Origin of the sequence: Burkholderia dolosa, assembly GCF_902499135.1 — a bacterium.
Lineage (GTDB): Bacteria > Pseudomonadota > Gammaproteobacteria > Burkholderiales > Burkholderiaceae > Burkholderia > Burkholderia dolosa.
Genome location: NZ_CABVPR010000067.1, coordinates 1 through 21,207, shown reverse-complemented (window position 1 = coordinate 21,207; position 21,207 = coordinate 1). Strand labels below are relative to the sequence as shown.

The following is a 21,207-nucleotide window of genomic DNA, read 5'->3' as shown; positions in this document are numbered from 1 at the left end:
ATAAATAACGAACAGTCGGAAAACAACAATGGCGAACGGGAAGCCGACGGGGCGGATCCTGGTGATCCGGATTGATTTTCTGGGCGACATGCTGTGTACGACGGCATTTCTCAGCGCACTGAAAGCGCGCTGGCCGGCTGCGGAGCTGCATGTGGTCGCAAATCGCTACAATGCGGCCGCGCTGGCCGGCAATCCGGACGTCGACGCGATCCATACGTACGTTTATAGCCGCCAGTGCGAGCGCAACGACCGTCCGGGCCGAGTACGCGCATTGTTAGACCGGCTGCGCCTCGTCCAGCAGTTGCGCCGCCTGCGATTCGACCTCGTCGTCGTGCCGAACGGCGGCATGCACCGCAGCAGCATCCAGTTCGCACGGCAACTCGGCGTGAAGGACTGCCGGTGGCACGACGCCGATACCGAATTCGACGATCGCAATCCCGATCATGTCGCGACGCGGCCGATGTGCCACGAAGCGTTGTCCGGGTTCCGTCTCGTTCCCGAGCTCGGCCGCACCGACATCGACGGCCTCGCGTTGTCGGCCTATCCCGATCGCGGGCTCCAGGAGGCGTGGTATCGCCTGCTCGGGCCGCGCATCCGGCCGCGCGTCGGACTGTTCGTGTCGAACAAGGCCGCCGAGCGGCGCTGGCCGATGCCGCGTTGGCGCGAGCTTGCCGCGCGTCTCGCCGCGTCCGCCGACGTGATCGTGTTTCGCGATCCGGCGATTTCCCGTGCGGACGATCGCGATGCGTGGCCCGACGTGGATGCGCGGCATGTCAGCCCGTCGTCGGTCGAGGATTTGATGGCGGCCGCGAGCCTGCTCGACACGATCGTATCGGCTGACAGCGCACCGGTGCATCTGGGGTCGGCGCTCGGCGTGCCGGTCGCCGCGCTGTTCGAGAATCGTCCCGAGAAATATCTGCGCTGGCATCCGCTCGGCGTGCCGCACGTGATTCTGCGGGCCGGCCCCGTCGTCGACACCATCGACGTCGACGCGGTCGAGCGCGCCGTACGTCATCTGCTGACGCAAGCCGGCGCGCGCGGCGTGCCGCCGGCCGACGCGATGCCGGCCACGGGCGTCGCGCATACGGCGCCGACTGTCGACGCGATCGCTTCATAACGCCGCGGGCCTTCGGCACCGGCAACAGGGTAAGGCTGTGCGCACGAGCGCAGTCGCACGCCGCGCCCTGTCGCGCCGGCGGCAGCAAAATCCTGTACATTGCCAGCCTTGTCCAGCCCGCCAGACGGATCGATTCACGTGGCCCCGTTTTCTCTTGTCCGCCCGCCCAGAACCATTCTCGTCGCCGCGCCGCGCCGCATCGGCGACGTGCTGCTGACGACGCCGCTCGTGCGCTCGCTGAAGGCGCACTGGCCGGACGCCGAGATCGACATGCTCGTATTTCGCGGCACCGAGGGCGTACTCGAGCACAATCCCGACGTGCGGCGCGTGATTGTCGTCGCGCAACGGGCGGGATTGCGCGAGCGTCTGCGCGACGCGCTGTCGATCTGGCGCCGCTACGATCTCGCGTGCGCGGCGCTGAGTTCGGACCGGCCGCGCTTCTACAGCTGGTTCGCGGGGCGTCGACGGGTCGGCCTCGTCGATCCGAATCGCGTCACGTGGCTGACGCGCATGATGCTGAACGGGATCGCGATCAATCACCACGAGACCGCCCACACGGTCGTCAGCACGCTTGCGCTCGCTTCGGCAATCGGCATCGAGCCCGTCTCGGAAGTCGTCGCGCCGGGCATCGGCAACGATCCGGCACGGCGCGCGCGCTTCGACGGCTGGCTCGCCGAGTCGCCGGCGATTCGCGACGGCAAGCCGCTCGTCGTTCTCCATCCGTATCCGATGTTCCGCTACAAGCAATGGCGGCTCGACGGCTGGGTCGAGATGGTCCGCTGGCTGCGCGAGCAGGGCTTCGCGGTTGCGCTGTCCGGCGGTCCTGCCGACCGCGAGCGCGAGTATGCGGAACAGGTGGCGGCGGAGGCCGGCGGCGACGTGCTGAATCTGGTCGGTCGCCTCACGTTCGGCGAGAGCGCCGAGCTCGTGCGGCGCGCGCGGTTGTTCATCGGCCCCGACACCGGCGCCACGCACGTCGCGGCCGCGACGGGAACCGATACGATCGCGTTGTTCGGTCCGTCCGATCCGGTACGTTGGGGGCCGTGGCCGCAGCACTGGCCTGCAACGGAGAATCCGTGGCCGCTGCGTGGATCGGCGCGGCACGGTAACGTCTGGCTGCTTCAGGGCAACGGCGATTGCGTGCCGTGTCGACACGAGGGCTGCGAACGCCATGTCGACAGCCGCAGCGACTGCCTGACGAACCTCGGCACGCAACGTGTGAAGGCTGCGGCGGCCGACATGCTGGGGCTGAGCCGGCCGGACACCACAGCGATCGCGATCGACACGTCGCGTCTGCATCGGTCCGGCTCCGACTGACGCGCTCGGTGCGCGGGCTGCCGGTGAACGCGGCGGCATTGCGGCCGCGTTGCCGGCCGCGATGCGGTATTACACGCTGCGCCGAATCGCCGACGTCTCGCGCGGCGGCGTCTCGCTGGACTTGCCGCAGCCGAGCAGGATACCGGCGAGCAGCACCAGCAAGTGTCCTTCGGCGAAATCGAGCAGCAGCGAGTTCGCGAGGCTGCCGATCGCGAAGATCGCGAGCCATCCGAGCAGCAGATGTCGGGAGCGCGGATCGAGCGTGCGGCTGCCGCGCGCGATCTGCACGATCAGGTTCGCGAACAGCAGCACGCCGACCGTGCCGAGCTGGACGGCCATCAGCATGTATTCGTTATGCGGGTTCGACGTGAGCTGTCCTTCGGCGGCGGTCTTGCCGGCCGCGAGCTTCTGGAATTCGAACTCGAGGCCGCCCGCGCCGTAGCCGATCACCGGGCGCGTGCGGTACAGCTCGAGCCCCTTCTTGTACCACTCGAGGCGCAGGCCGGTGGACGTCGCCGCATCGCTTTGCCGATACTGCTGCACTTCCGATACGACCTTCACGAGCCGCCCGTCGTGGATCGTGCAAGCGGCGACGACCAGCGCGATGCCGGCCAGCACGAACGCGCCGGCCGCGAGCCCCGCGCGCAGCGCCGACTGCCGGCGCAGCAGCAGCACGAAACGCACGGCCACGACGAGAATCAGCAGCAGCGCGATGACCTGCCCCGTACGTCCCTGCAGCATCACGAACACGTTGACGAGCGACCATGCGGCGACGCCCGCATACAGCGCACGCGGCAGCGTGGTACGGGCCGACAGCGCGAGGTCGGCCGCCTGATAGAACAGCAGCGCGCCGAACATGCCGGCCGCGATGTGGTTCTTGAACACCCATGCGCGGGAAAGCGGCATCACGGTCCCATGCGCGGGCCCGATCGACGTCAATCCGAAGTAGTTGGTGGTCGACAGCAGCAGGATCACGCACAGCGTGCCGAACCAGCAGCGCCGCACGATCGGCGCCCAGTTCGAATCGCGGAACGCGAGCATCGCGAAGGGCAGCAGCAGCAGCTTGTCGTACTTGGCCACCCAGTTCCATGCCTTGCCGTGCGGCGCGACCGTATAGACGACGCTCGCAGCCAGCGCGGCGAGGATCAGCAGCGCAGCCAGCGACGCGGGTTCGGTGACGAGCGAGCGCAGATCGCGCCAGAATTCCGGCGAGATCAACAGCGCCGCGGCGAACAGCCCGCAGAAGACATTGGTCAGCGCGGTCGACACGGGAACCATGCACAGCGCGACGACGGCGAATGCGCGGGCCGCGGTCAGGCGGCGCGTAGCGGGGGCGGTAAACGAAAGCATCGGAACCTGTCGGGTGGACGAGGGCGGCATCCGGGCTGCGCGCCGAGCACCGCGCGCCGGACTGACTGCCCGGGACAAACCGCGCAGTATACGCGAAGCGCGATCGGCGTCCGCGCGGTTTCGAGGGCTCGATCAGCCGAACGCGCGCTTGAGCCGCGAGCGCAGCAGCGCGCGCTTGAGCCGCCCCTCGACGGCGGGCGTCTCGAGCACGACGCGCGTGCCGGCCGGCTCGCCGCGGTGCAGGTAGTAGCGGTCGAACGTCGCCTGCGTCATTCCCCACTTGTTGAGGAACTGGCGGCGGCCGTCGTTCTTGACGATCTTTCCCGTGCTCTTTTGCTGGAAGTGGTAGACGAGGCTGTCGCCGACGCCGATGAAGATCCGGCAGCCGGCATCCCAGAATTTCATCGAGAAGTCGTTGTCGCTGCTCATCCCCGGCGACAGTTCGCTGCTGTAGCCGCCGATGCGGTTCCACCAGTCGCGGTGCACGAGCGTCGGCGGCCACGTCGCGCCGAGCCAGTCCGCCCGCGCGAGCCGCGGCGCGGCGGCGACGAGACCGGCCGCGTCGAAGTGTTCGGCGTCGCGGCCGAAATCGCTGACGACCACGCACGGATTGCGCGTGTCGACCGGCTCGATCATCGTGCCGGACAGCATGAAGAGGTCGGTCGGCATCCGCTCGATGTGGCGCACGAGCGCGGCGTCCCAGCCTGGGCAGCAGAACATGTCGTCGTTCATGTAGACGACGTAGTCGCGCGTCGCGCGTGCGGCCGCCAGATTCACCGCGTGACAGATGCCGATGTTGGTCGGCGACGCGGTGTGCTCGATGCCCTCGCTGCGTACCCAGTCGAGCGTGCCGTCCGAACCGTCGTTCACGTGCACGATGATCTGGTGTGCGTACGCGGAGTGGCGGCGCAGGCTGTCGACGACGAGCTTGAGGTACGGCAGATTGTTCCAGGTCGGGATGATGATGGAGAACATGGCGGTCCGATTCGGTAGTCGTCGTAGCGGGCGGCGCGACGCGCGGCCGCCAGGGCGCGCGCATGGCGTGCGGCAGGCCGGCATTGTAACGCCGGGCAGCGCGCCCGCCGCGCATCGGCGGTGCGCGGTCAGCGGGCCGGCTCGTGGCCGAGCTTCAGGAAACGGTAGTAGACCGTCTCCGCATTGAACACGGCGATCATGAAGCCGGCGCGCCCATCGAGGAACCCGCGCCTCAGCACGTACGTGCGCACGAACGCCCATGTGCCGCGCGCGAGCGCCTTGCCGAGGCCGCCGCGCTGGCCGGCCGCGCGGCGCTGGCGCGCGCCGGCGGTCGAATACGCGTCGAGCTTGCGCACGACGGTTTCGAAGTCCTCGTACGAGTAGTGCAGCAGCTTGCCGGTCAGGCGCTGCGCATGCGTGTCGAACACGAGGCGCTCGTGGACGAGATCGTCCGAGAAACGCGCGGCGCCGCGCCGGAACAGGCGCGGCACCCAATCCGGATACCAGCCGCTGTGACGAATCCATTGGCCGCAGAAACTCGACAGCCGGTCGAGCGCATAGACGTCGGCGGCCGGCGCGCGGATCGCGTCGCGGATCGACTGCGCGAGCTCCGGGCTGACGACTTCGTCGGTGTCGACCGACAGGATCCAGTCGGTCGCAAGCGCATCGAGCGCGCGGTTCTTTTGCGGGCCGAAGCCCGGCCAGTCCCGCTCGACGATCACGCGTGCGCCATGCGCGCGTGCGATCGCGACGGTGTCGTCGGTGCTGCCGCCGTCGATCACGACGACGTCGTCGGCGAACGTCAGCGCGTCGAGGCACTGCGCAAGCCGCGCGGACGCGTTGAGCGCGATGAGCGCGACGCCGAGGGTGGGTTCAGACATGAAGTGGGTCGGAAACGCGGAGAAAACGGTGAGCGGCAGTATACCCGCGGCCCGGCCGCGGGCCGAATCGCCGCGGCCGCGTCGGCGCAGGGCGTACGGCTATAATGTTGGGCCCTTTCGGCACCCGCCCGACGGGGGCGAAATCCCGGGCGGCGATGCTCGGGGCGCCGCGTCGCGGCTCAAGAAGGATTGCCTTGGAAACCCAGAACACTCTTCGCAAACCGATGGACGGCACGGGCACGTCGCCGATCACGGTCCTCAAGCGCCTGTGGCCGTACATCCGGCCGCTCATCGGCATCGTGCTGCTGGCGATCGTCACGATGGGCGTCGTCGCGGCGACCGAAGCCGGGATTCCCGCACTGCTCAAGCCGCTCCTCGACCACGGTTTCGGTTCGCACGGCAGCGATCGCGCGAAATGGTACGTGCCGATCGCCGTCATCGGCCTCGCGCTCGTGCGCGGCGTGTCGCAGTACACGTCCAATTACCTGCTCAATTACGTGTCGAACCGGATCCTGCTGCAATTGCGGCTCGAAATGTTCCGGCGGATGATCCACACGAGCGCGTCGTTCTTCCAGCGCGAAACCGCGAGCACGGTGATCAACGCGATCGTGTTCGAGGTCAACCAGATCCTGTCGGTGCTGACGGGCGTGATGGTCACGCTCGTGCGCGATTCGCTGACGGTGATGTTCCTGCTCGGCTACCTGTTCTACCTGAACTGGCGCCTCACGTTGATCGTCGCGGTGATCCTGCCCGGCATCGGCTGGCTCGTCAGCAAGATCAACCGCCGGCTGCGCCGTCTGAACCGCGAGCACCAGACGCTCACCAACGAACTGTCGTACATCGTCGAGGAGACGGTCGGCGGCTACAAGGTCGTCAAGGTGCACAACGGCGAGACGTATGAAATGGATCGTTTCACCGCGATGAGCAAGCGCCTGCGCGGCTACGCGATGCGCATGACGATCTCCGGCGGCCTCGCGCAGCCGCTCACGCAGTTCCTTGCGTCGATCGCGCTCGCGGTCGTGATCACGATCGCGGTCGTGCAGTCGTCGAACGACCAGACGACGGTCGGCGGCTTCGTCGCGTTCGTCACGTCGATGCTGCTCGTGATCTCGCCGCTCAAGCATCTGATCGACGTCAACCAGCCGCTGCAGCGCGGAATGACGGCGGCGGAGCTGATCTTCGGTCTGATCGACGAGCCGGCCGAGCCGCAGGGCGGCGGCCGGCCGCTCGCACACGCGCGCGGCGAGATCGAATTCCGCGACGTGTCGTTCGACTACGGCGCAGCCGAGCGGCCGACGCTCGACCGCATTTCGTTCAAGGTCGCGCCGGGCGAGATGATCGCACTTGCCGGTCCGTCGGGCAGCGGCAAGACGACGCTCGTGAATCTGCTGCCGCGCTTCTTCGATCCGACGGGCGGCGCGATCCTGCTCGACGGCGTGCCGGTGGCCGAGTACGACATTCATGCGCTGCGCAGCCAGATGGCGATGGTGAGCCAGGACGTCGTGCTGTTCAACGACACGATCGCCGCGAACGTCGCATACGGACAGACGCCCGATCGCGCGCGCGTCCAGGCCGCGCTCGAGGCGGCGAATCTCGCCGATGCGGTCGCCGCGATGCCGGACGGGCTCGACACGCTCGTCGGCGGCAACGGGATGCGGCTGTCGGGCGGCCAGCGGCAGCGGCTCGCGATCGCGCGTGCGATCTACAAGGACGCGCCGATCCTGATTCTCGACGAGGCGACGTCCGCGCTCGATTCGGAATCGGAGCGCCACGTGCAGGCGGCGCTCGAGCGGCTGATGGAGGGCCGCACGACGCTCGTGATCGCGCATCGGCTGTCGACGATTGAGCGTGCGGACCGCATCCTGGTGCTCGAAGCCGGCCGGATCGTCGAAGAGGGCAGTCACGACGACCTGCTGCGCCACGGCGGCCTCTACGCGCACCTTCATCGGATCCAGTACCAGCAGCAGGCGGCGTGACGCGCGCCGTCGGCGCGGTGTGCTAGTGTTGCGCGGGCAGTCCTGGCGTTTCTTGTTCGACGTGACGACACGGAGGGAAGGACGATGAAGAAGGCGTACGCAATGATGCTGGCCGCATCGATCGCCGCGGGTTTCGCCGCGCAGGCGGCGCTCGCGCAGGGCCGCGGCCACGACGACGATCACGGCAACCGCGGCATGCAGCGCGGACACGGGCCGAAGCACATTCCGCCGGGGCATGCGATGCATCGCGACGACATCCCACCCCGCTGGGCCGACCAGCCTCGCCGCGACTGGCACAAAGGCGACCGTCTGCCGCCCGAATTCCGCGATCGCCAATACGTGGTCGACGACTGGCGCGGCTATCGGCTGAGCCCGCCGCCGCGCGGCTATCACTGGGTCGGCGTCGGTGGCGACTATCTGCTCGTGCAGATCGGCTCGGGCATCGTGCTGCGCGTCGGCCCGTAACTTTCCCGACTTCCGACCGTCCGGCTGCCGCGCGCACGCGCGGCGCCGCTCACCTTGCCGCCGCGCGGCGGCGCCAGCGGCGTTCGAGCTGCGACATCGCCCAGCACACACCGAGCGCGCATACGGTGCCGAGCGTCACTTCGGCGAGCCGCATCAGCGGAATGTCCCACAGCGGGCCGTTGCCCGGAAACAGCAGCACGATCGTCGCGGTGACGCCGCCGAGCCGCGCCGCGCTGCCGACGTTCAGGCACCAGCAGCAGACGATCACGACGGCGACCGTGATCGCGTACGCGACGAGCCGGTCGCCGCCGAGCGCGGCGCCCGCGAAGCCGAGCACGCCGCCGACCATCGCGCCGACGAACTGGTCGCGCGCCAGCGACATCGTGTCCGAGTAGTTGTGCTGCGTGACCGCGATCGCGGTAATTGCGGCCCACACGGCCTGCTCGGTATGCAGCGCGCGCCCGATCGCATACGCGACGCATGCGCCGCACACCGCCTGGAACGCCATCAGCGCGCCTTGCGCGAGCCGTTCGCGAAACGACAGCCCCTTGAACAGTTCGAAGATCGACTGCTGGATCTGCTGGCGCGCTTCGTTGAGGGTTCTGATCGTATCCATCGTCGGTCCACCATCGAGCAGGGCGGCGCGCCGGCGTCAATGCGCCTGTTCGGGCGACGTCGCGGCCGGCTCGCCGGCGAGCACGTCGCCGTTGCCGACGCGCGTTTCCGGCATCGCGAGCCAGACGAGCAGCACCGCGAGCGCGCCGGCGGCCGCCAAGCCGAAGAAGCTGATCGCATTGCCGAAGTGATCGGCGACGTAGCCGGCCACGGCCGTGCTGAGCGTCGCGCCGATCCCGGCCGCGAGTCCGAAGAGTCCGATGCACAGGTTGTAGCGTCCCTTGCCGCCCGCGACGTCGGCCGCGATCAGCGGCAGCATCACGCCGAACACGGCCGCGCTGATGCCGTCGAGCATCTGGACCGGCACGAGCAGATACGGGCTGCTGACGCCGGCGAACAGCAGCGCGCGCACCGGCAGCGCGGAGAAACCGAGCAGCAGGATCGGCCGACGCCCCCAGCGCTGCGCGGAACGCCCGACCCACGGCGACAGCATCGCGACGATCGCCTGCGGCACGATGATGCACGCCGCGATGACGAGCTGCACGTTGTCGCCCATCCCGGCCGTCACTTCGCCGGCCGCGAGGTTGAGCATCGCCGCGTTCGACAGGTGGAACAGCACGATGCACGCGGCGAAGGTCAGCATCCGGCGATCGCGCAGCAGTTCGAGCAGCGTTTCGCGCTCTTCGCCTTCGTCGCGATCGTCGTGTTTCGACGATTGCGGAATCACCTCGTGCGTCGGCTGGATCATCGCGAGCGCGAACAGCGCGGGCAATGCGAGCACCGCGGTCAGCCAGAACACCGCGCGCGCGGAGAAGTACTGGCCGGTGAGCCCCATCAGGCCGGCGGCGACCGCGCTGCCGATCGACGCCCAGCGCGCGTTGCGGCCGAGCCGGTCGCCGAGATCGGCTCGGCCGACGAGCGAGAACGAGATCGCGGCCATCGCCGGCACGAGCATGCAGCTCGCGAAGCCGTGGAAGATTTCCGCGGCGATTACCGGCACGATCGTCGGGCTCGACGCGAGCAGCACCGCGGACAGGATGATCGCCGCGATCGCCCACGCGGCCGCGCCTTTCTTGTTCTTCAGCGCATCGACGGCCGCGCCGCCCGGCACCTGGCTGACCATCGCGCTGATCGTGCCGATCGACAGCACCATGCCGATCTCGCCCTGCGTCCACTTGTGCGACGCGAGGTACGACGCGATGAACGGCCCGAAGCCGGTCTGGACGTTCGCAACGAAGAAGTTGAGCCAGTCGAGGGCGCGCAGGCTGCGAACGCTGACGGAATGCTTGATCGTCATCGGGCGGCACTCGCAGACGAAGCCGGCGCAGCGGCGGCGGCCGGCGGCGAAACCACGACGATCGGCTTGTCGGCCGCGTACGGCGGCGACGCCTTGATCTGCGCGTCGTTCAGGTCGAGCTGCGGATGCAGCGCCTTGTCGCGCGTGACGAAGCGCAGCGCGTTCCAGCTCGCGGCGATCGAGCGGCGGTCGGTATTGACGAGCCCGCCGAGGTCGAGCACGACGGCCTGCGGCTGCGCGCCGCGGTCGATCAGCACGTCGACGACGCGGCCGATCTTCGTGCCGTTCGGGCGCTCGACTTCGCTGTCGAGCATCGGCAGCCGCGTCGCCGGCGACGCCGCAGCCGAACCGGACAGCGGCACGGCCTTCGGTCGCGCGGCGGGCGGCAAGTCGCCGGACGGCACGTCGAGCACGATCGGCTCCTGCTTGCCGCCCGGCGTGAAGCGGAACACGTTCCACGGAAAGCTGACCTTGCGATCGCCGACACCCATGAAACCCTGCAGGTTCACGATCATCTCGCGCGGCTTGCCGCCCGCATCGACGACCATGTCGACCGCACGGCCGATCACCTTGCCGTTGCGGCGCGCGACTTCGCTGTCGAGCAGCGCGTGAATCTGCGTGCGGTCGATCGGGCGCGTCGCGACGAGCGGGGGCGGCGGAGGCGGCGGCGGTGTCGGCGCTTCGGGGCGCTGCACGGGCTTCGGCCGCGTCGCTTCGCGGTGCGGCTTTTTCGGCGCTTCGGGTTCTTCCGGCTGCACGGGCGGCGGCACGGGCGGCATCGTCAGCGGCTCGCCGGCCGTTTCTCCGACGGGCTCGACGAGCGCCTCGCTGATCGGCGCGGGCGGATACTGGGTCGGCAGCAGCCCGCAGCCGGACAGCAGCACGGCGGCTGCGAGAATCACGAAGACCGTCGACGACGGGTGCGACATGCGGGATGCGGGAAACGGGCGTCCGCCGCTCATTGACACTCACTCCATGGGTCGGGGCGGGCCCGGAGGCACGCGGCTGGCGATGGATGGCGGGTGCGGGCGGCGCACCACGCGAGGTGAGAGTTTAACGTGTCTTCCTTTCAGGACCGGTTTCTGCGACTGCGGGCCGGCGGTGGCGGGGGAGTGGGGAGCGGACGATGGCGGGCGGTATGCCGCTGCGGCTTCGGCCTCGGCGCCGATCGTGCCCGCGGCCTGCGGGCCGCGTCATCGCGCGGGTGTCGCGCGAAGGAGACGCGACCGGCGTGCGGCCGATTCGCAGATGCCGGTCGCCCGCGCTCGCCGCCGGATCGCGTGAAGCGACGCGCGCCGATGCGGCGGCTCGGCTCCGCCGCGACGACCGGCCGACGTCGCGCGCCGAACGAGAAATCGGAACGTCAGGCGTCCGGATACCACGCGTCGGTGAATTCGCCGACCTTCACGTCGGTCAGCTCGGGCCGCGCGGCGAGCCATGCGCGCACGGCTTCGCGATCGGCATCGGTCGTCGTGCCGCGCGGCGCGCCGGAGATCACGTACGCGCCGATCCCTTCGTCGGCGGACGCGACGGTCAGCAGCCCGTTCGCTTCGACGAAGTCGATGAACGCATCGATCAGCTGCCCGCGCTCGAGGTCGGACAATTCGTTGCGGTATTGCGCGGTCGCGTTGAACGCGAGTTCCTGAAACTCGCCGATATGCAGTTTCTTGCGCTGGCGACGGTTGTGGCGTTGGCTCATGGTGCGTGATGAAGATCAAAAAGGGGGGAAGGAAAGGAGGCGGCGCGGAATGCGGGGGCAGCGCGCTCGCCGTATCGAAGCGCCGCGCGGCGTTGCCGGCGGCGCACGGACGGAATGCGTTACATCAGCACGATATCGTACTGCTCCTGGCTCAGGTTCGATTCGACCTGCAGCGACACCGGCTTGCCGATGAAGTCGATCAGCATCGCCAGATGCTGCGATTCCTCGTCGAGGAACAGGTCGATCACCTGCTGCGCGGCGATCACGCGGAATTCGCGCGGGTTGAACTGGCGCGACTCGCGCAGGATCTCGCGCAGGATGTCGTAGCACACGGTGCGCGACGTCTTCACCTGACCCTTGCCCTGGCAGGTCGGACACGGCTCGCACAGCACGTGCGCGAGCGATTCGCGCGTGCGCTTGCGCGTCATCTCGACGAGTCCGAGCTGCGAGAAGCCGTTGACCGTCACGCGCGTGCGATCGCGCGACAGCGCCTTCTTCAGCTCGGACAGCACCGCGTCGCGATGCTCGGCGTTCTCCATGTCGATGAAGTCGATGATGATGATCCCGCCGAGGTTGCGCAGCCGCAGCTGCCGCGCGATCGTGTGCGCGGCCTCGAGGTTGGTCTTGAAGATCGTGTCGTCGAAATTGCGTGCGCCGACGTAGCCGCCGGTGTTCACGTCGATCGTCGTCATCGCTTCGGTCTGGTCGATCATCAGGTAGCCGCCCGATTTCAGATCGACGCGGCGCGACAACGCGCGCTGGATCTCCGTCTCGATGTTGTACAGGTCGAACAGCGGCCGCTCGCCGGTGTAGTGGTGCAGCTTCGGGCTCACGGCCGGCGTGAACTCGGCCGCGAATTCCGCGAGGCGCTGGTACGTCTCGCGCGAGTCGACCTGGATGCGCGTCGTGTCGTCGTTCGCGAAATCGCGCAGCACGCGCTGCGCGAGGTCGAGATCCTGGTACAGCAGGCTCGTCGCCGGCAGCCGCTGCGCCTGCGCGACGATCGTCGCCCACGTCTTGCGCAGATACGCGACGTCGCCGGCCAGTTCGTCGGACGTCGCGTCCTCGGCGATCGTGCGCACGATGTAGCCGCCTTTCTCGTCCGGCGGGATCACGGCGGTCAGGCGCGCGCGCACGGCTTCGCGTTCGGCTTCGCTCTCGATCTTCTGCGAGATGCCGATGTGCGGCTCCTGCGGCAGATAGACGAGCGTGCGGCCCGCGATGCTGACCTGCGTCGACAGGCGCGCGCCCTTCGTGCCGATTGGATCCTTGATCACCTGGACCATCAGCGTCTGACCTTCGAACACGGTCTTCTCGATCGGCTGGTGCGGCGCGTTCGACTGCGGCTCGCCGGCGACGCGCGGCTGCCAGATGTCGGCGACGTGCAGGAACGCCGCGCGCTCGAGGCCGATGTCGATGAACGCCGACTGCATGCCGGGCAGCACGCGCACGACCTTGCCGAGATAGATGTTGCCGACGCGGCCGCGCGACAGCGTGCGCTCGACGTGAAGCTCCTGCACCGCACCTTGCTGCACGAGTGCGACGCGCGTTTCCTGCGGCGTGATGTTGATCAGGATTTCTTCGTTCATGGTGCGGTTCAGAAGGCGACGCGCGCGGTGCGCAGCAGCGCGGCGGTCTCAAAAAGGGGCAGACCCATGATACCCGAATGGGAACCGTCGATCCGCTCGACGAACTCGGCCGCGCGGCCCTGGATCGCGTATGCGCCGGCCTTGCCGAACGGCTCGCCGGTGGCGACGTAGCGCTCGAACGCGGCGCGCGGCGCGGCCGCGAAACGTACCGACGAGCGCGACAGCGCGGGCGGCAGCAGCGCGCCGTCGGCGCCGACCACGGCGACCGCGGTCAGCACGTCGTGCTCGCGGCCGGCAAGGCGCAGCAGCATCGCGAGCGCGTCGTCGGCGTCGGCCGGCTTGCCGAGGATCGCGCCGTCGATCGTCACGGTCGTGTCGGCGACGAGCACCGGCGCGGCGGGCTTGCCGCTCGCGACGAGGCGCGAGCGCGCGGCTTCGGCTTTCGCGCCGGTCACGCGGCGCACGTACGCGTCGGCGGCTTCGCCGGGCAGTTCGGCTTCGAGCGCTTCGGCATCTTCGTCGGCGCGCGGCAGCAGCAGTTCGAAGCGTACGCCGATCTGCTGCAGCAGTTCCTGGCGGCGCGGGCTTTGCGAAGCGAGGTAAAGGGTCGGGAAAAGGGCGGGGGACGGGCTGGACGGCATCGGTGTCGTTATCTCGTTGAGCGCGCCGGGCGCGCGTCACGAGGACGACGCGTCATGCGCGGTGATAGGGATGATTCTGCGTGATGCTCCACGCCCGGTAAAGCTGTTCGGCGAGCAGCACGCGCACCATCCCGTGCGGCAGCGTCATGCTCGAGATGCGCAGCAGCAGGTCGGCACGCGCTTTGAGTTCCGGATCGAGCCCGTCGGCGCCGCCGATCATGAATGCGACGTCGCGGCCGTCCTGCTGCCAGCCGGGCAGCGCGTGCGCGAGCTGCATCGTGGTCCAGTCGCGGCCGCGTTCGTCGAGCGCGACGATGCGCGCGCCCTTCGGCAGCGCGGCGTCGATCTTCTGCCGCTCGGCCGCCATCACGCTTTCGGCGCTGCGGCTGCCCGAACGCAGTTCGGGCTTGATTTCGCGCAGCTCGATGCGCAGCTCGGGCGGCATCCGCTTCGCGTATTCGTCGAAGCCGGACGCGATCCAGCCCGGCATCTTGTGGCCGACCGCGACGATGTAAAGCTTCATCGGAACGGCTTAACGGCGGCGGGCAGTCGTCTTGCGCGGCGCACGCGCGGGCGCCGCTTCTTCGTCGTCGTCTTCGTCTTCGACGTCGGCCGCTGCGCCGTTCGCGCCCTTGCCGCCGCCGAGCTTGATCCGCACCGGCTTGTCGCCCCAGATTTCCTCGAGGTTGTAGTACTGGCGCAGCGCCGGCTGCAGGATGTGCACGACCGCGTCGCCGCAGTCGACGAGCACCCATTCGCCGGTGTCCTCGCCTTCGGAGCTGACGACGTCGCCGCCGGCTTCCTTGACCTTGTCGCGCACGTTCGACGCGAGCGCCTTGGTCTGGCGGTTCGACGTGCCCGACGCGACGATCACGCGGTCGAACAGCTCGGTCAGGTGGCTGGTGTTGAACACCTTGATGTCTTGCGCCTTGATGTCTTCGAGAGCGTCGACGATCACGCGCTGCAGTTTGCGGATATCCATGGAATCAGGGGTGGTAGAGGCGATGTTGAAGAATATAGGCCCAGACGGCGGCCGGCACATGTTCGGCCGACGCGTCGGGCATTTGCGCGTGGCGGGCGATGCATTCGCGCAGATGCGCGCGGATGTCGGTCGCGGCGACGTCGTACGCGAGCGTCGTATCGATCAGCAGACGGCCGCTCGGCGTCGACTTCAGCACGTCCGCGCCGGCTTGCCGCGCGGCGATCACCTGCGCGACTTCGGGCGACGCCGCGCCGAGATCGAAGCCCGGGCGCGTCGACGCGCAGATGTGCGCGTGATCGAACAGCTTGCGCCAGTCGCGCCACGTGTCGAGCCGCACGAGCTGATCGGCGCCGATCAGCAGCGACAGCGATGCATCGGCGCCGATGCGCGCGCGCCAGCGCGACAGCGTGTCGACCGTGTAGGTCGGCCCTTCGTGCTCGATCTCGTCGGTCGCGACGGTCACGGTCGTGCCGGGCAGCGACAGCGAAGCGGCGGCCGCGCGCGTCATCGCGAGCCGATGCTCGGCGGCCGACACGTCGCGCTTCTGGTACGGCTGCCCGGCCGGCAGCAGCACGAGCTCGGTCAGGCCGAGCACGTCGGCGAAGCGGCGCGCGAGCGCGAGATGGCCGTCGTGAATCGGGTCGAACGTGCCGCCCAGCAGGCCGATGCGACGTGACAGCGGGCGCGGCAGCAGGGCGGGGCGGGCGGTGGTGTCCAGAGAAACGGTCCTTTTCGTGAAGTAGCGGCGCGGCGGGTCAGACCCAGTCGCGCGGCACGATGAAGTCGCTGTACAGACGCGCTTCCGGCGAACCGGGCTCCGGTTGCCAGTTATAGCGCCAGTTCGCGACCGGCGGCATCGACATCAGGATCGACTCGGTCCGGCCGCCGCTTTGCAGCCCGAACAGCGTGCCGCGGTCGAACACGAGGTTGAATTCGACGTAGCGGCCGCGGCGGTACGCCTGGAAATCGCGTTCGCGCTCGCCGTACGGCAGCCCGGCGCGGCGCTCGACGATCGGCAGGTACGCGGGCAGGAACGCGTCGCCGACGCTTTGCATCATCTCGAACGCGCGTTCGAATCCGGGCTCGGAGAAGTCGTCGAAGAAGATGCCGCCGACGCCGCGCATCTCGTTGCGGTGCTTCAGGAAGAAATACTCGTCGCACCACTTCTTGAAGCGAGGATAGAGCGCCGCGCCGAACGGATCGAGTGCGTCCTTGCAGGTCCGGTGGAAGTGTCGCGCGTCGTCCTCGAAGCCGTAAACCGGTGTCAGATCCATCCCGCCGCCGAACCAGAACACGGGCTTCTCGCCCGGCTTGGTCGCGATCAGCATCCGCACGTTCATGTGCACGGTCGGGCAGTACGGATTGCGTGGGTGCAGCACCAGCGACACGCCGAGCGCCTCGAAGCCGCGGCCGGCAAGCTCCGGGCGCGCGGCGCTCGCCGACGGCGGCAGCGCGTCGCCGGCAACGTCCGAAAAGCCGATCCCCGCGCGTTCGAACACGCGGCCGTCTTCGAGAATGCGCGTGCAGCCGCCGCCGCGCAGGCGCTCGGCCGGGCCGCGCTGCCACGCGTCGGTCGCGAGCGGCGTGCCGTCCAGCGCGCCGAGCGCGTCGGCGATCCGTGTCTGCAGGGCCTGGAGGTACGTGCGCACGCGCGCTACGTCGTAGGTCGAATCGGTCATGGCTTGACTGGGCGCTCCCGCCGGCGGCGGGAGCCGTAAAAAAGGCCTCTGCCGGGCATTCTAGCGAACCCCGGCAGAGCGGCCGCCGCGCGTCGGCGCGCATGCGGCGATGGCGGCGTCACGCGCTTTTGCGGTTCAGCGCGCGAAAACCGATGTCGCGGCGGTACTGCATGCCTTCGAAGTTGATCTGGTTGATCGTGTCGTACGCATGCTGCTGCGCTTCGCGCACGGAATCGGCAAGGCCGACCACGCACAGCACGCGGCCGCCCGCCGTGACGAGCTTGTCGCCGTCGACGAGCGTCGTGCCCGCGTGGAACGTCACCGCCTGCTCGGTCTCGGCCGGGATGCCGTTGATGCGGTCGCCCTTGCGCGGCGCGTCCGGATAGCCGTGCGCGGCGAGCACGACGCCGAGCGCGGTGCGGCGGTCCCAGTCGAGCTCGACCGTATCGAGCGTGCCCGCGATCGCCTGCTCGACGACCTTCGAGAAGTCGCTCTTCAGGCGGGCCATGATCGGCTGCGTTTCGGGGTCGCCCATCCGGCAGTTGAACTCGAGCGTGCGCGGATTGCCTTCCTTGTCGATCATCAGGCCCGCATACAGGAAGCCGGTGAAGCGGATGCCGTCCTTCTCCATCCCGCGCACGGTCGGCATGATGATTTCGCGCATCACGCGCGCGTGCATCTGCGGCGTGACGATCGGCGCCGGCGAATACGCGCCCATTCCGCCGGTGTTCGGGCCGCGGTCCTCGTCGAGCAGGCGCTTGTGGTCCTGGCTCGATGCGAGCGCGAGCGCGTGCTTGCCGTCGACCATCACGATGAAGCTCGCTTCCTCGCCGTCGAGGAATTCCTCGATCACGACGCGTGCGCCGGCGTCGCCGAGCTTGTTGCCCGACAGCATCATGTCGACGGCCGCGTGCGCTTCTTCGAGCGTCGTCGCGACGACGACGCCCTTGCCGGCCGCGAGGCCGTCGGCCTTCACGACGATCGGCGCGCCTTTCGCGTCGATGTACGCATGCGCGGCCGCCGCGTCGGAGAAGGTCTCGTAGTCGGCGGTCGGAATGCCGTGGCGCTTCATGAACGCCTTCGCGAAATCCTTCGAGCTCTCGAGCTGCGCGGCTTCGCGCGTCGGGCCGAAGATCTTCAGCCCGCGCGCGCGGAACAGGTTGACGATGCCGGCCGCGAGCGGCGCTTCCGGGCCGACGAGCGTGAACGCGACGCCTTCGCTTTCCGCGAAATCGGCGAGCGCGTCGAGCGACGTGATGTCGACGTTCTTCAGACGCTCGTCCTGCGCCGTGCCGCCGTTGCCCGGCGCGACGTAGACCATCTGGACGCGCGGCGACTGCGCAAGCTTCCACGCCAGCGCATGTTCGCGGCCGCCGGAACCGACGACGAGTAGTTTCATGGGATTCCCCGCAGACTAGAAAACAGGGCGGCCGGCACGCTCAGGCGCGCCGGCCGCGAAACCGGTCGGGCCGCCGTGACACGAGCACGGCGGCCGGCAACTCATTCCTCGACGATGACGGCGTTCGTGTACACCTCCTGCACGTCGTCGAGGTTCTCGAGCGCGTCCAGGAGCTTCTGCATCTTCGCCGCATCGTCGCCGGTGAATTCGACTTCGTTCTGCGGCTTCATCGTCACTTCGGCGAGTTCGGCCTTGAAGCCGGCGGCCTCGAGCGCGTCCTTCACCTTCGAGAATTCCTGCCAGTCGCACAGCACTTCGATCGAGCCGTCGTCGTTCGTGCTCACGTCGTTCGCACCGGCTTCGAGCGCCGCTTCCATCAGCGCGTCTTCCGACGTGCCGGGCGCGAACAGGAACTGGCCGACGTGATCGAACATGAACGCGACCGAGCCGTCGGTGCCCATGTTGCCGCCGAACTTCGAGAACGCGTGACGCACCTCGGCGACCGTGCGCGTGCGGTTGTCGGTCAGCGTGTCGACGATGATCGCCGCGCCGCCGATGCCGTAGCCTTCGTAGCGGATTTCCTCGTAGTTCGCGCCGTCCGCGCCGCCGACGCCGCGATCGATCGCGCGCTTCACGTTGTCCTTCGGCATGTTCGCGTCGGCGGCCTTGTCGACCGCGAGACGCAGGCGCGGATTCGAGCTGACGTCGCCGCCGCCGAGACGGGCCGCCACCTGGATTTCCTTGATCAGGCGCGTCCAGATCTTGCCGCGCTTCGCGTCGGCCGCTGCCTTCTTATGCTTGATGTTGGCCCATTTCGAGTGACCAGCCATACCTTTCTCCGTGCCCGGGCGTGCCGCGCGGGCGATTGTGCCAATGTGTCGTTGAATCGGCGGCCGTTTCGGCGGGCGTGAAGCCGCGAGACCGCGCGTATCGAGTGGAGCGTGATTTTATCACGCGGCGTTCGTCCGTTCGGCGCTGCAGCGCCTGGCCGAACGGCCGGAAGGCCGTCGCGGCGCGCGCTGCGGCTCGACCGCGCGCGCCGCGCACGCGCGGCGGCGTCAGTTCTTCGTGCCGAACAGCCGGTCGCCCGCGTCGCCGAGGCCCGGCACGATGTACGCGTGCTCGTTCAGGTGCGAGTCGAGCGACGCGACGTACAGCTTCACGTCCGGATGCGCGTCCTGGAACACCTGCACGCCTTCCGGCGCGGCGACGAGCGCGACGAACATGATGTTCGCGGCCGGCACGTTGCGGCGCTTGAGCACGTCGACCGCGTGCACGGCCGAGTAGCCGGTCGCGACCATCGGGTCGCACAGAATGAAGATCCGGTCGTCGAGGTCCGGCAGCCGCACCAGATACTCGACGGGCCGGTGATCGTCCGCGCGATAGACGCCGATGTGGCCGACGCGCGCGGACGGGACCAGATCGAGCAAGCCGTCCGACATCCCGACGCCCGCGCGCAGCACCGGCACGATCGCGAGCTTCTTGCCCGCGATCACCGGCGCGTCGATCTCGACGAGCGGGGTTTCGACCCGCTTGGTCGTGATCGGCAGGTTGCGGGTGATCTCGTAGCCCATCAGCAGCGTGATCTCGCGCAGCAGCTCGCGGAACGTGCGCGTCGACGTGTCCTTGTCGCGCATGTGCGTGAGCTTGTGCTGAATCAGCGGGTGATCGAGGATGAAGAGATTCGGGAAACGGCTGTCCTGTTTCATGACGGGGAGCGCCTTGGCGGCAAAAGAGGATCGGGACGGGGCGGGCAGTGACGAGCCGCCGCGCGCGCATGGACGCAATTTTACCAAGGCGCGCTTGTCGATCCGGATATTATCGGCGTCTCAAGTCAACCGGCGCGCCGTGCGCGGCCGTTCCCGCCGCAGGCGGCGACGGAGCCGCGCGGGCGCGCGTCGCCACAGAGGGAAATCGACGATGGATCTCGGCATCGCAGGAAAGACCGCGCTGGTGTGCGCGGCGAGCAAGGGGCTCGGGCGCGGCTGCGCGCAGGCGCTGGCCGCCGAAGGCGTGAATGTCGTGATCGTCGCGCGCACGCGCTCGACGCTCGAACGCACCGCGGACGAAATCCGCGCGCAAGCGAACGTGTCGGTGACCGCGGTCGCATGCGACATCACGACGCCGGACGGCCGCGCCGCGGCGCTCGCCGCATGCCCGCAGCCGGACATTCTCGTGACGAATGCGGGCGGCCCGCCGCCCGGCGATTTCCGCGACTTCTCGCACGACGACTGGATCCGCGCGCTCGAAGCGAACATGCTGACGCCGATCGAGCTGATTCGCGCGACCGTCGACGGCATGATCGCGCGCGGCTTCGGCCGGATCGTCAACATCACGAGCTCGGCCGTGAAGGCGCCGATCGACGTGCTCGCGCTGTCGAACGGCGCGCGCTCGGGGCTGACCGGTTTCGTCGCCGGTCTCGCGCGCAAGGTCGCGCCGCACGGCGTGACGATCAACAACCTGCTGCCGGGGCTGTTCGACACCGACCGCATCGCGACGACGCTCGCGGCTGCGGCGAACGCGAACGGCGTCAGCGTCGACGAGATGCGCGCGCGGCGTGCGAAGGAGATTCCGGCCGGGCGCCTCGGCACGCGCGACGAATTCGGCGCCGCGTGCGCGTTCCTGTGCAGCGTGCACGCGGGCTACATCACCGGGCAGAACTGGCTGCTCGACGGCGGCGCGTATCCGGGCACGTTCTGATTGCCGCGCCGGCGACAACGAATTCGACGACAACGACCGAACGACAAAGGAACTGGAGAAATGAGCAAACCCCGCATCGCACTGATTGCGCACGACGCGAAGAAGGACGAGATCGTCGCGCTCGCGGGCCAATATCGCGCGACGCTCGCGCAATGCCGGCTGGTCGCGACGGGCACGACCGGCGGCCGCATCGCGGCCGCGCACGGGCTCGACGTCGAGCGCAAGCTGTCCGGCCCGCTCGGCGGCGACCTGCAGATCGGCGCCGAGCTCGCCGACGGCCGCGTCGACATCGTCGTGTTCCTGCGCGACCCGATGACCGCGCAGCCGCACGACCCCGACATCACCGCGCTCGTGCGCGCGTGCGACGTGCACAACGTGCCGGTCGCGACCAACGTCGCGACCGCGCGGATGCTGCTCGACGATCTGGCTCGGAACATGCAGGACGTTTGCTAGTGTCCCGTTCCGTTGTTAACTGATCTATGTTCACGTAGCATGTTGACGTCAACGGAACGGGAGACATCAGCA

22 protein-coding genes are annotated in these 21,207 nt (G+C 68.7%); 6 read left to right on the top strand and 16 right to left on the bottom strand.

The window, feature by feature from the left end; all coding sequences use genetic code 11:
• Nucleotides 1-28: 28 nt before the first annotated feature.
• Both BUB20358_RS23425 and BUB20358_RS23420 read left to right on the top strand, forming a co-directional pair.
• Entirely contained in the window at nucleotides 29-1,117 is a 1,089-nt protein-coding gene (locus tag BUB20358_RS23425; RefSeq protein ID WP_006763780.1) for a glycosyltransferase family 9 protein, read from the top strand.
• Nucleotides 1,118-1,255: 138 nt separating this feature from the next.
• Nucleotides 1,256-2,434 carry a glycosyltransferase family 9 protein gene (locus BUB20358_RS23420; RefSeq protein ID WP_006763781.1) on the top strand — a complete coding sequence of 393 codons (1,179 nt, stop codon included), beginning with the start codon at nucleotides 1,256-1,258 and terminating at the stop codon, nucleotides 2,432-2,434.
• A 69-nt stretch (nucleotides 2,435-2,503) separates the two neighbouring features.
• Here BUB20358_RS23420 and BUB20358_RS23415 read toward each other — a convergent pair whose 3' ends face one another.
• From BUB20358_RS23415 to BUB20358_RS23405, 3 genes are all read right to left on the bottom strand, one after another.
• Entirely contained in the window at nucleotides 2,504-3,784 is a 1,281-nt protein-coding gene (locus tag BUB20358_RS23415) for an O-antigen ligase family protein (RefSeq protein WP_035971988.1), read from the bottom strand.
• A 132-nt stretch (nucleotides 3,785-3,916) separates the two neighbouring features.
• Entirely contained in the window at nucleotides 3,917-4,759 is an 843-nt protein-coding gene (locus BUB20358_RS23410) for a glycosyltransferase family 2 protein (RefSeq protein ID WP_035971990.1), read from the bottom strand.
• Between the two features lie 128 nt (nucleotides 4,760-4,887).
• Nucleotides 4,888-5,640 carry a glycosyltransferase family 2 protein gene (locus BUB20358_RS23405; protein ID WP_006763784.1) on the bottom strand — a complete coding sequence of 251 codons (753 nt, stop codon included), beginning with the start codon at nucleotides 5,638-5,640 and terminating at the stop codon, nucleotides 4,888-4,890.
• 224 nt (nucleotides 5,641-5,864) lie between these two features.
• Here BUB20358_RS23405 and msbA point away from each other — a divergent pair, with 224 nt between their 5' ends.
• Nucleotides 5,865-7,616 carry a lipid A export permease/ATP-binding protein MsbA gene (msbA, locus tag BUB20358_RS23400; RefSeq protein WP_035971992.1) on the top strand — a complete coding sequence of 584 codons (1,752 nt, stop codon included), beginning with the start codon at nucleotides 5,865-5,867 and terminating at the stop codon, nucleotides 7,614-7,616.
• Between the two features lie 84 nt (nucleotides 7,617-7,700).
• On the top strand, nucleotides 7,701-8,081 hold the full coding sequence (locus tag BUB20358_RS23395) for an RcnB family protein (protein ID WP_006763786.1): 381 nt from the start codon (nucleotides 7,701-7,703) through the stop codon (nucleotides 8,079-8,081).
• A gap of 49 nt (nucleotides 8,082-8,130) precedes the next feature.
• Here BUB20358_RS23395 and BUB20358_RS23390 read toward each other — a convergent pair whose 3' ends face one another.
• The 13 genes from BUB20358_RS23390 to upp form a co-directional block, all read right to left on the bottom strand.
• Nucleotides 8,131-8,697 (bottom strand): FUSC family protein, encoded by a 567-nt coding sequence (locus BUB20358_RS23390; RefSeq protein ID WP_006763787.1) that lies wholly within the window; start codon nucleotides 8,695-8,697, stop codon nucleotides 8,131-8,133.
• A gap of 36 nt (nucleotides 8,698-8,733) precedes the next feature.
• A complete protein-coding gene (locus BUB20358_RS23385; RefSeq protein WP_035971994.1) occupies nucleotides 8,734-9,993 on the bottom strand; it encodes an MFS transporter in 1,260 nt (419 codons plus the stop codon).
• Nucleotides 9,990-10,955, bottom strand: a complete 966-nt coding sequence (locus BUB20358_RS23380; protein WP_035971996.1) for a PRC-barrel domain-containing protein — start codon at nucleotides 10,953-10,955, stop codon at nucleotides 9,990-9,992. The genes BUB20358_RS23385 and BUB20358_RS23380 overlap by 4 nt, the downstream gene beginning before the upstream one ends.
• Before the next feature lie 401 nt (nucleotides 10,956-11,356).
• Nucleotides 11,357-11,692, bottom strand: a complete 336-nt coding sequence (locus tag BUB20358_RS23375; protein WP_035971999.1) for a YggL 50S ribosome-binding family protein — start codon at nucleotides 11,690-11,692, stop codon at nucleotides 11,357-11,359.
• Between the two features lie 119 nt (nucleotides 11,693-11,811).
• Nucleotides 11,812-13,281: a ribonuclease G gene (rng, locus tag BUB20358_RS23370; protein ID WP_035972000.1), complete on the bottom strand. Its 1,470-nt coding sequence runs from the start codon at nucleotides 13,279-13,281 to the stop codon at nucleotides 11,812-11,814.
• 8 nt (nucleotides 13,282-13,289) lie between these two features.
• Nucleotides 13,290-13,922 carry a Maf family protein gene (locus BUB20358_RS23365; protein WP_035972002.1) on the bottom strand — a complete coding sequence of 211 codons (633 nt, stop codon included), beginning with the start codon at nucleotides 13,920-13,922 and terminating at the stop codon, nucleotides 13,290-13,292.
• A gap of 52 nt (nucleotides 13,923-13,974) precedes the next feature.
• The gene (gene rlmH, locus BUB20358_RS23360; RefSeq protein ID WP_006763790.1) at nucleotides 13,975-14,445 is read right to left on the bottom strand and encodes a 23S rRNA (pseudouridine(1915)-N(3))-methyltransferase RlmH; all 471 of its coding nucleotides are present in this window, start codon (nucleotides 14,443-14,445) and stop codon (nucleotides 13,975-13,977) included.
• A gap of 9 nt (nucleotides 14,446-14,454) precedes the next feature.
• The gene (rsfS, locus tag BUB20358_RS23355) at nucleotides 14,455-14,904 is read right to left on the bottom strand and encodes a ribosome silencing factor (RefSeq protein WP_035972004.1); all 450 of its coding nucleotides are present in this window, start codon (nucleotides 14,902-14,904) and stop codon (nucleotides 14,455-14,457) included.
• 4 nt (nucleotides 14,905-14,908) lie between these two features.
• Nucleotides 14,909-15,565 carry a nicotinate-nucleotide adenylyltransferase gene (locus tag BUB20358_RS23350; RefSeq protein ID WP_375136213.1) on the bottom strand — a complete coding sequence of 219 codons (657 nt, stop codon included), beginning with the start codon at nucleotides 15,563-15,565 and terminating at the stop codon, nucleotides 14,909-14,911.
• Nucleotides 15,566-15,659: 94 nt separating this feature from the next.
• Nucleotides 15,660-16,583 carry an oxygen-dependent coproporphyrinogen oxidase gene (hemF, locus tag BUB20358_RS23345; protein WP_035972008.1) on the bottom strand — a complete coding sequence of 308 codons (924 nt, stop codon included), beginning with the start codon at nucleotides 16,581-16,583 and terminating at the stop codon, nucleotides 15,660-15,662.
• A 118-nt stretch (nucleotides 16,584-16,701) separates the two neighbouring features.
• Nucleotides 16,702-17,982 carry a phosphoribosylamine--glycine ligase gene (gene purD / locus BUB20358_RS23340; protein WP_006763794.1) on the bottom strand — a complete coding sequence of 427 codons (1,281 nt, stop codon included), beginning with the start codon at nucleotides 17,980-17,982 and terminating at the stop codon, nucleotides 16,702-16,704.
• 101 nt (nucleotides 17,983-18,083) lie between these two features.
• Nucleotides 18,084-18,812, bottom strand: coding sequence for a YebC/PmpR family DNA-binding transcriptional regulator (locus BUB20358_RS23335; protein WP_006763795.1), 729 nt, complete (start codon nucleotides 18,810-18,812; stop codon nucleotides 18,084-18,086).
• 228 nt (nucleotides 18,813-19,040) lie between these two features.
• On the bottom strand, nucleotides 19,041-19,691 hold the full coding sequence (gene upp / locus BUB20358_RS23330) for a uracil phosphoribosyltransferase (RefSeq protein WP_006763797.1): 651 nt from the start codon (nucleotides 19,689-19,691) through the stop codon (nucleotides 19,041-19,043).
• A gap of 211 nt (nucleotides 19,692-19,902) precedes the next feature.
• On the opposite strand from upp, the gene BUB20358_RS23325 reads away from it, so the two are divergent.
• Complete coding sequence (locus BUB20358_RS23325) at nucleotides 19,903-20,682, top strand: SDR family oxidoreductase (protein ID WP_035972013.1); 780 nt, start codon at nucleotides 19,903-19,905, stop codon at nucleotides 20,680-20,682.
• A 60-nt stretch (nucleotides 20,683-20,742) separates the two neighbouring features.
• Nucleotides 20,743-21,135, top strand: a complete 393-nt coding sequence (locus tag BUB20358_RS23320) for a methylglyoxal synthase (RefSeq protein WP_035972016.1) — start codon at nucleotides 20,743-20,745, stop codon at nucleotides 21,133-21,135.
• Nucleotides 21,136-21,207 lie beyond the last annotated feature (72 nt).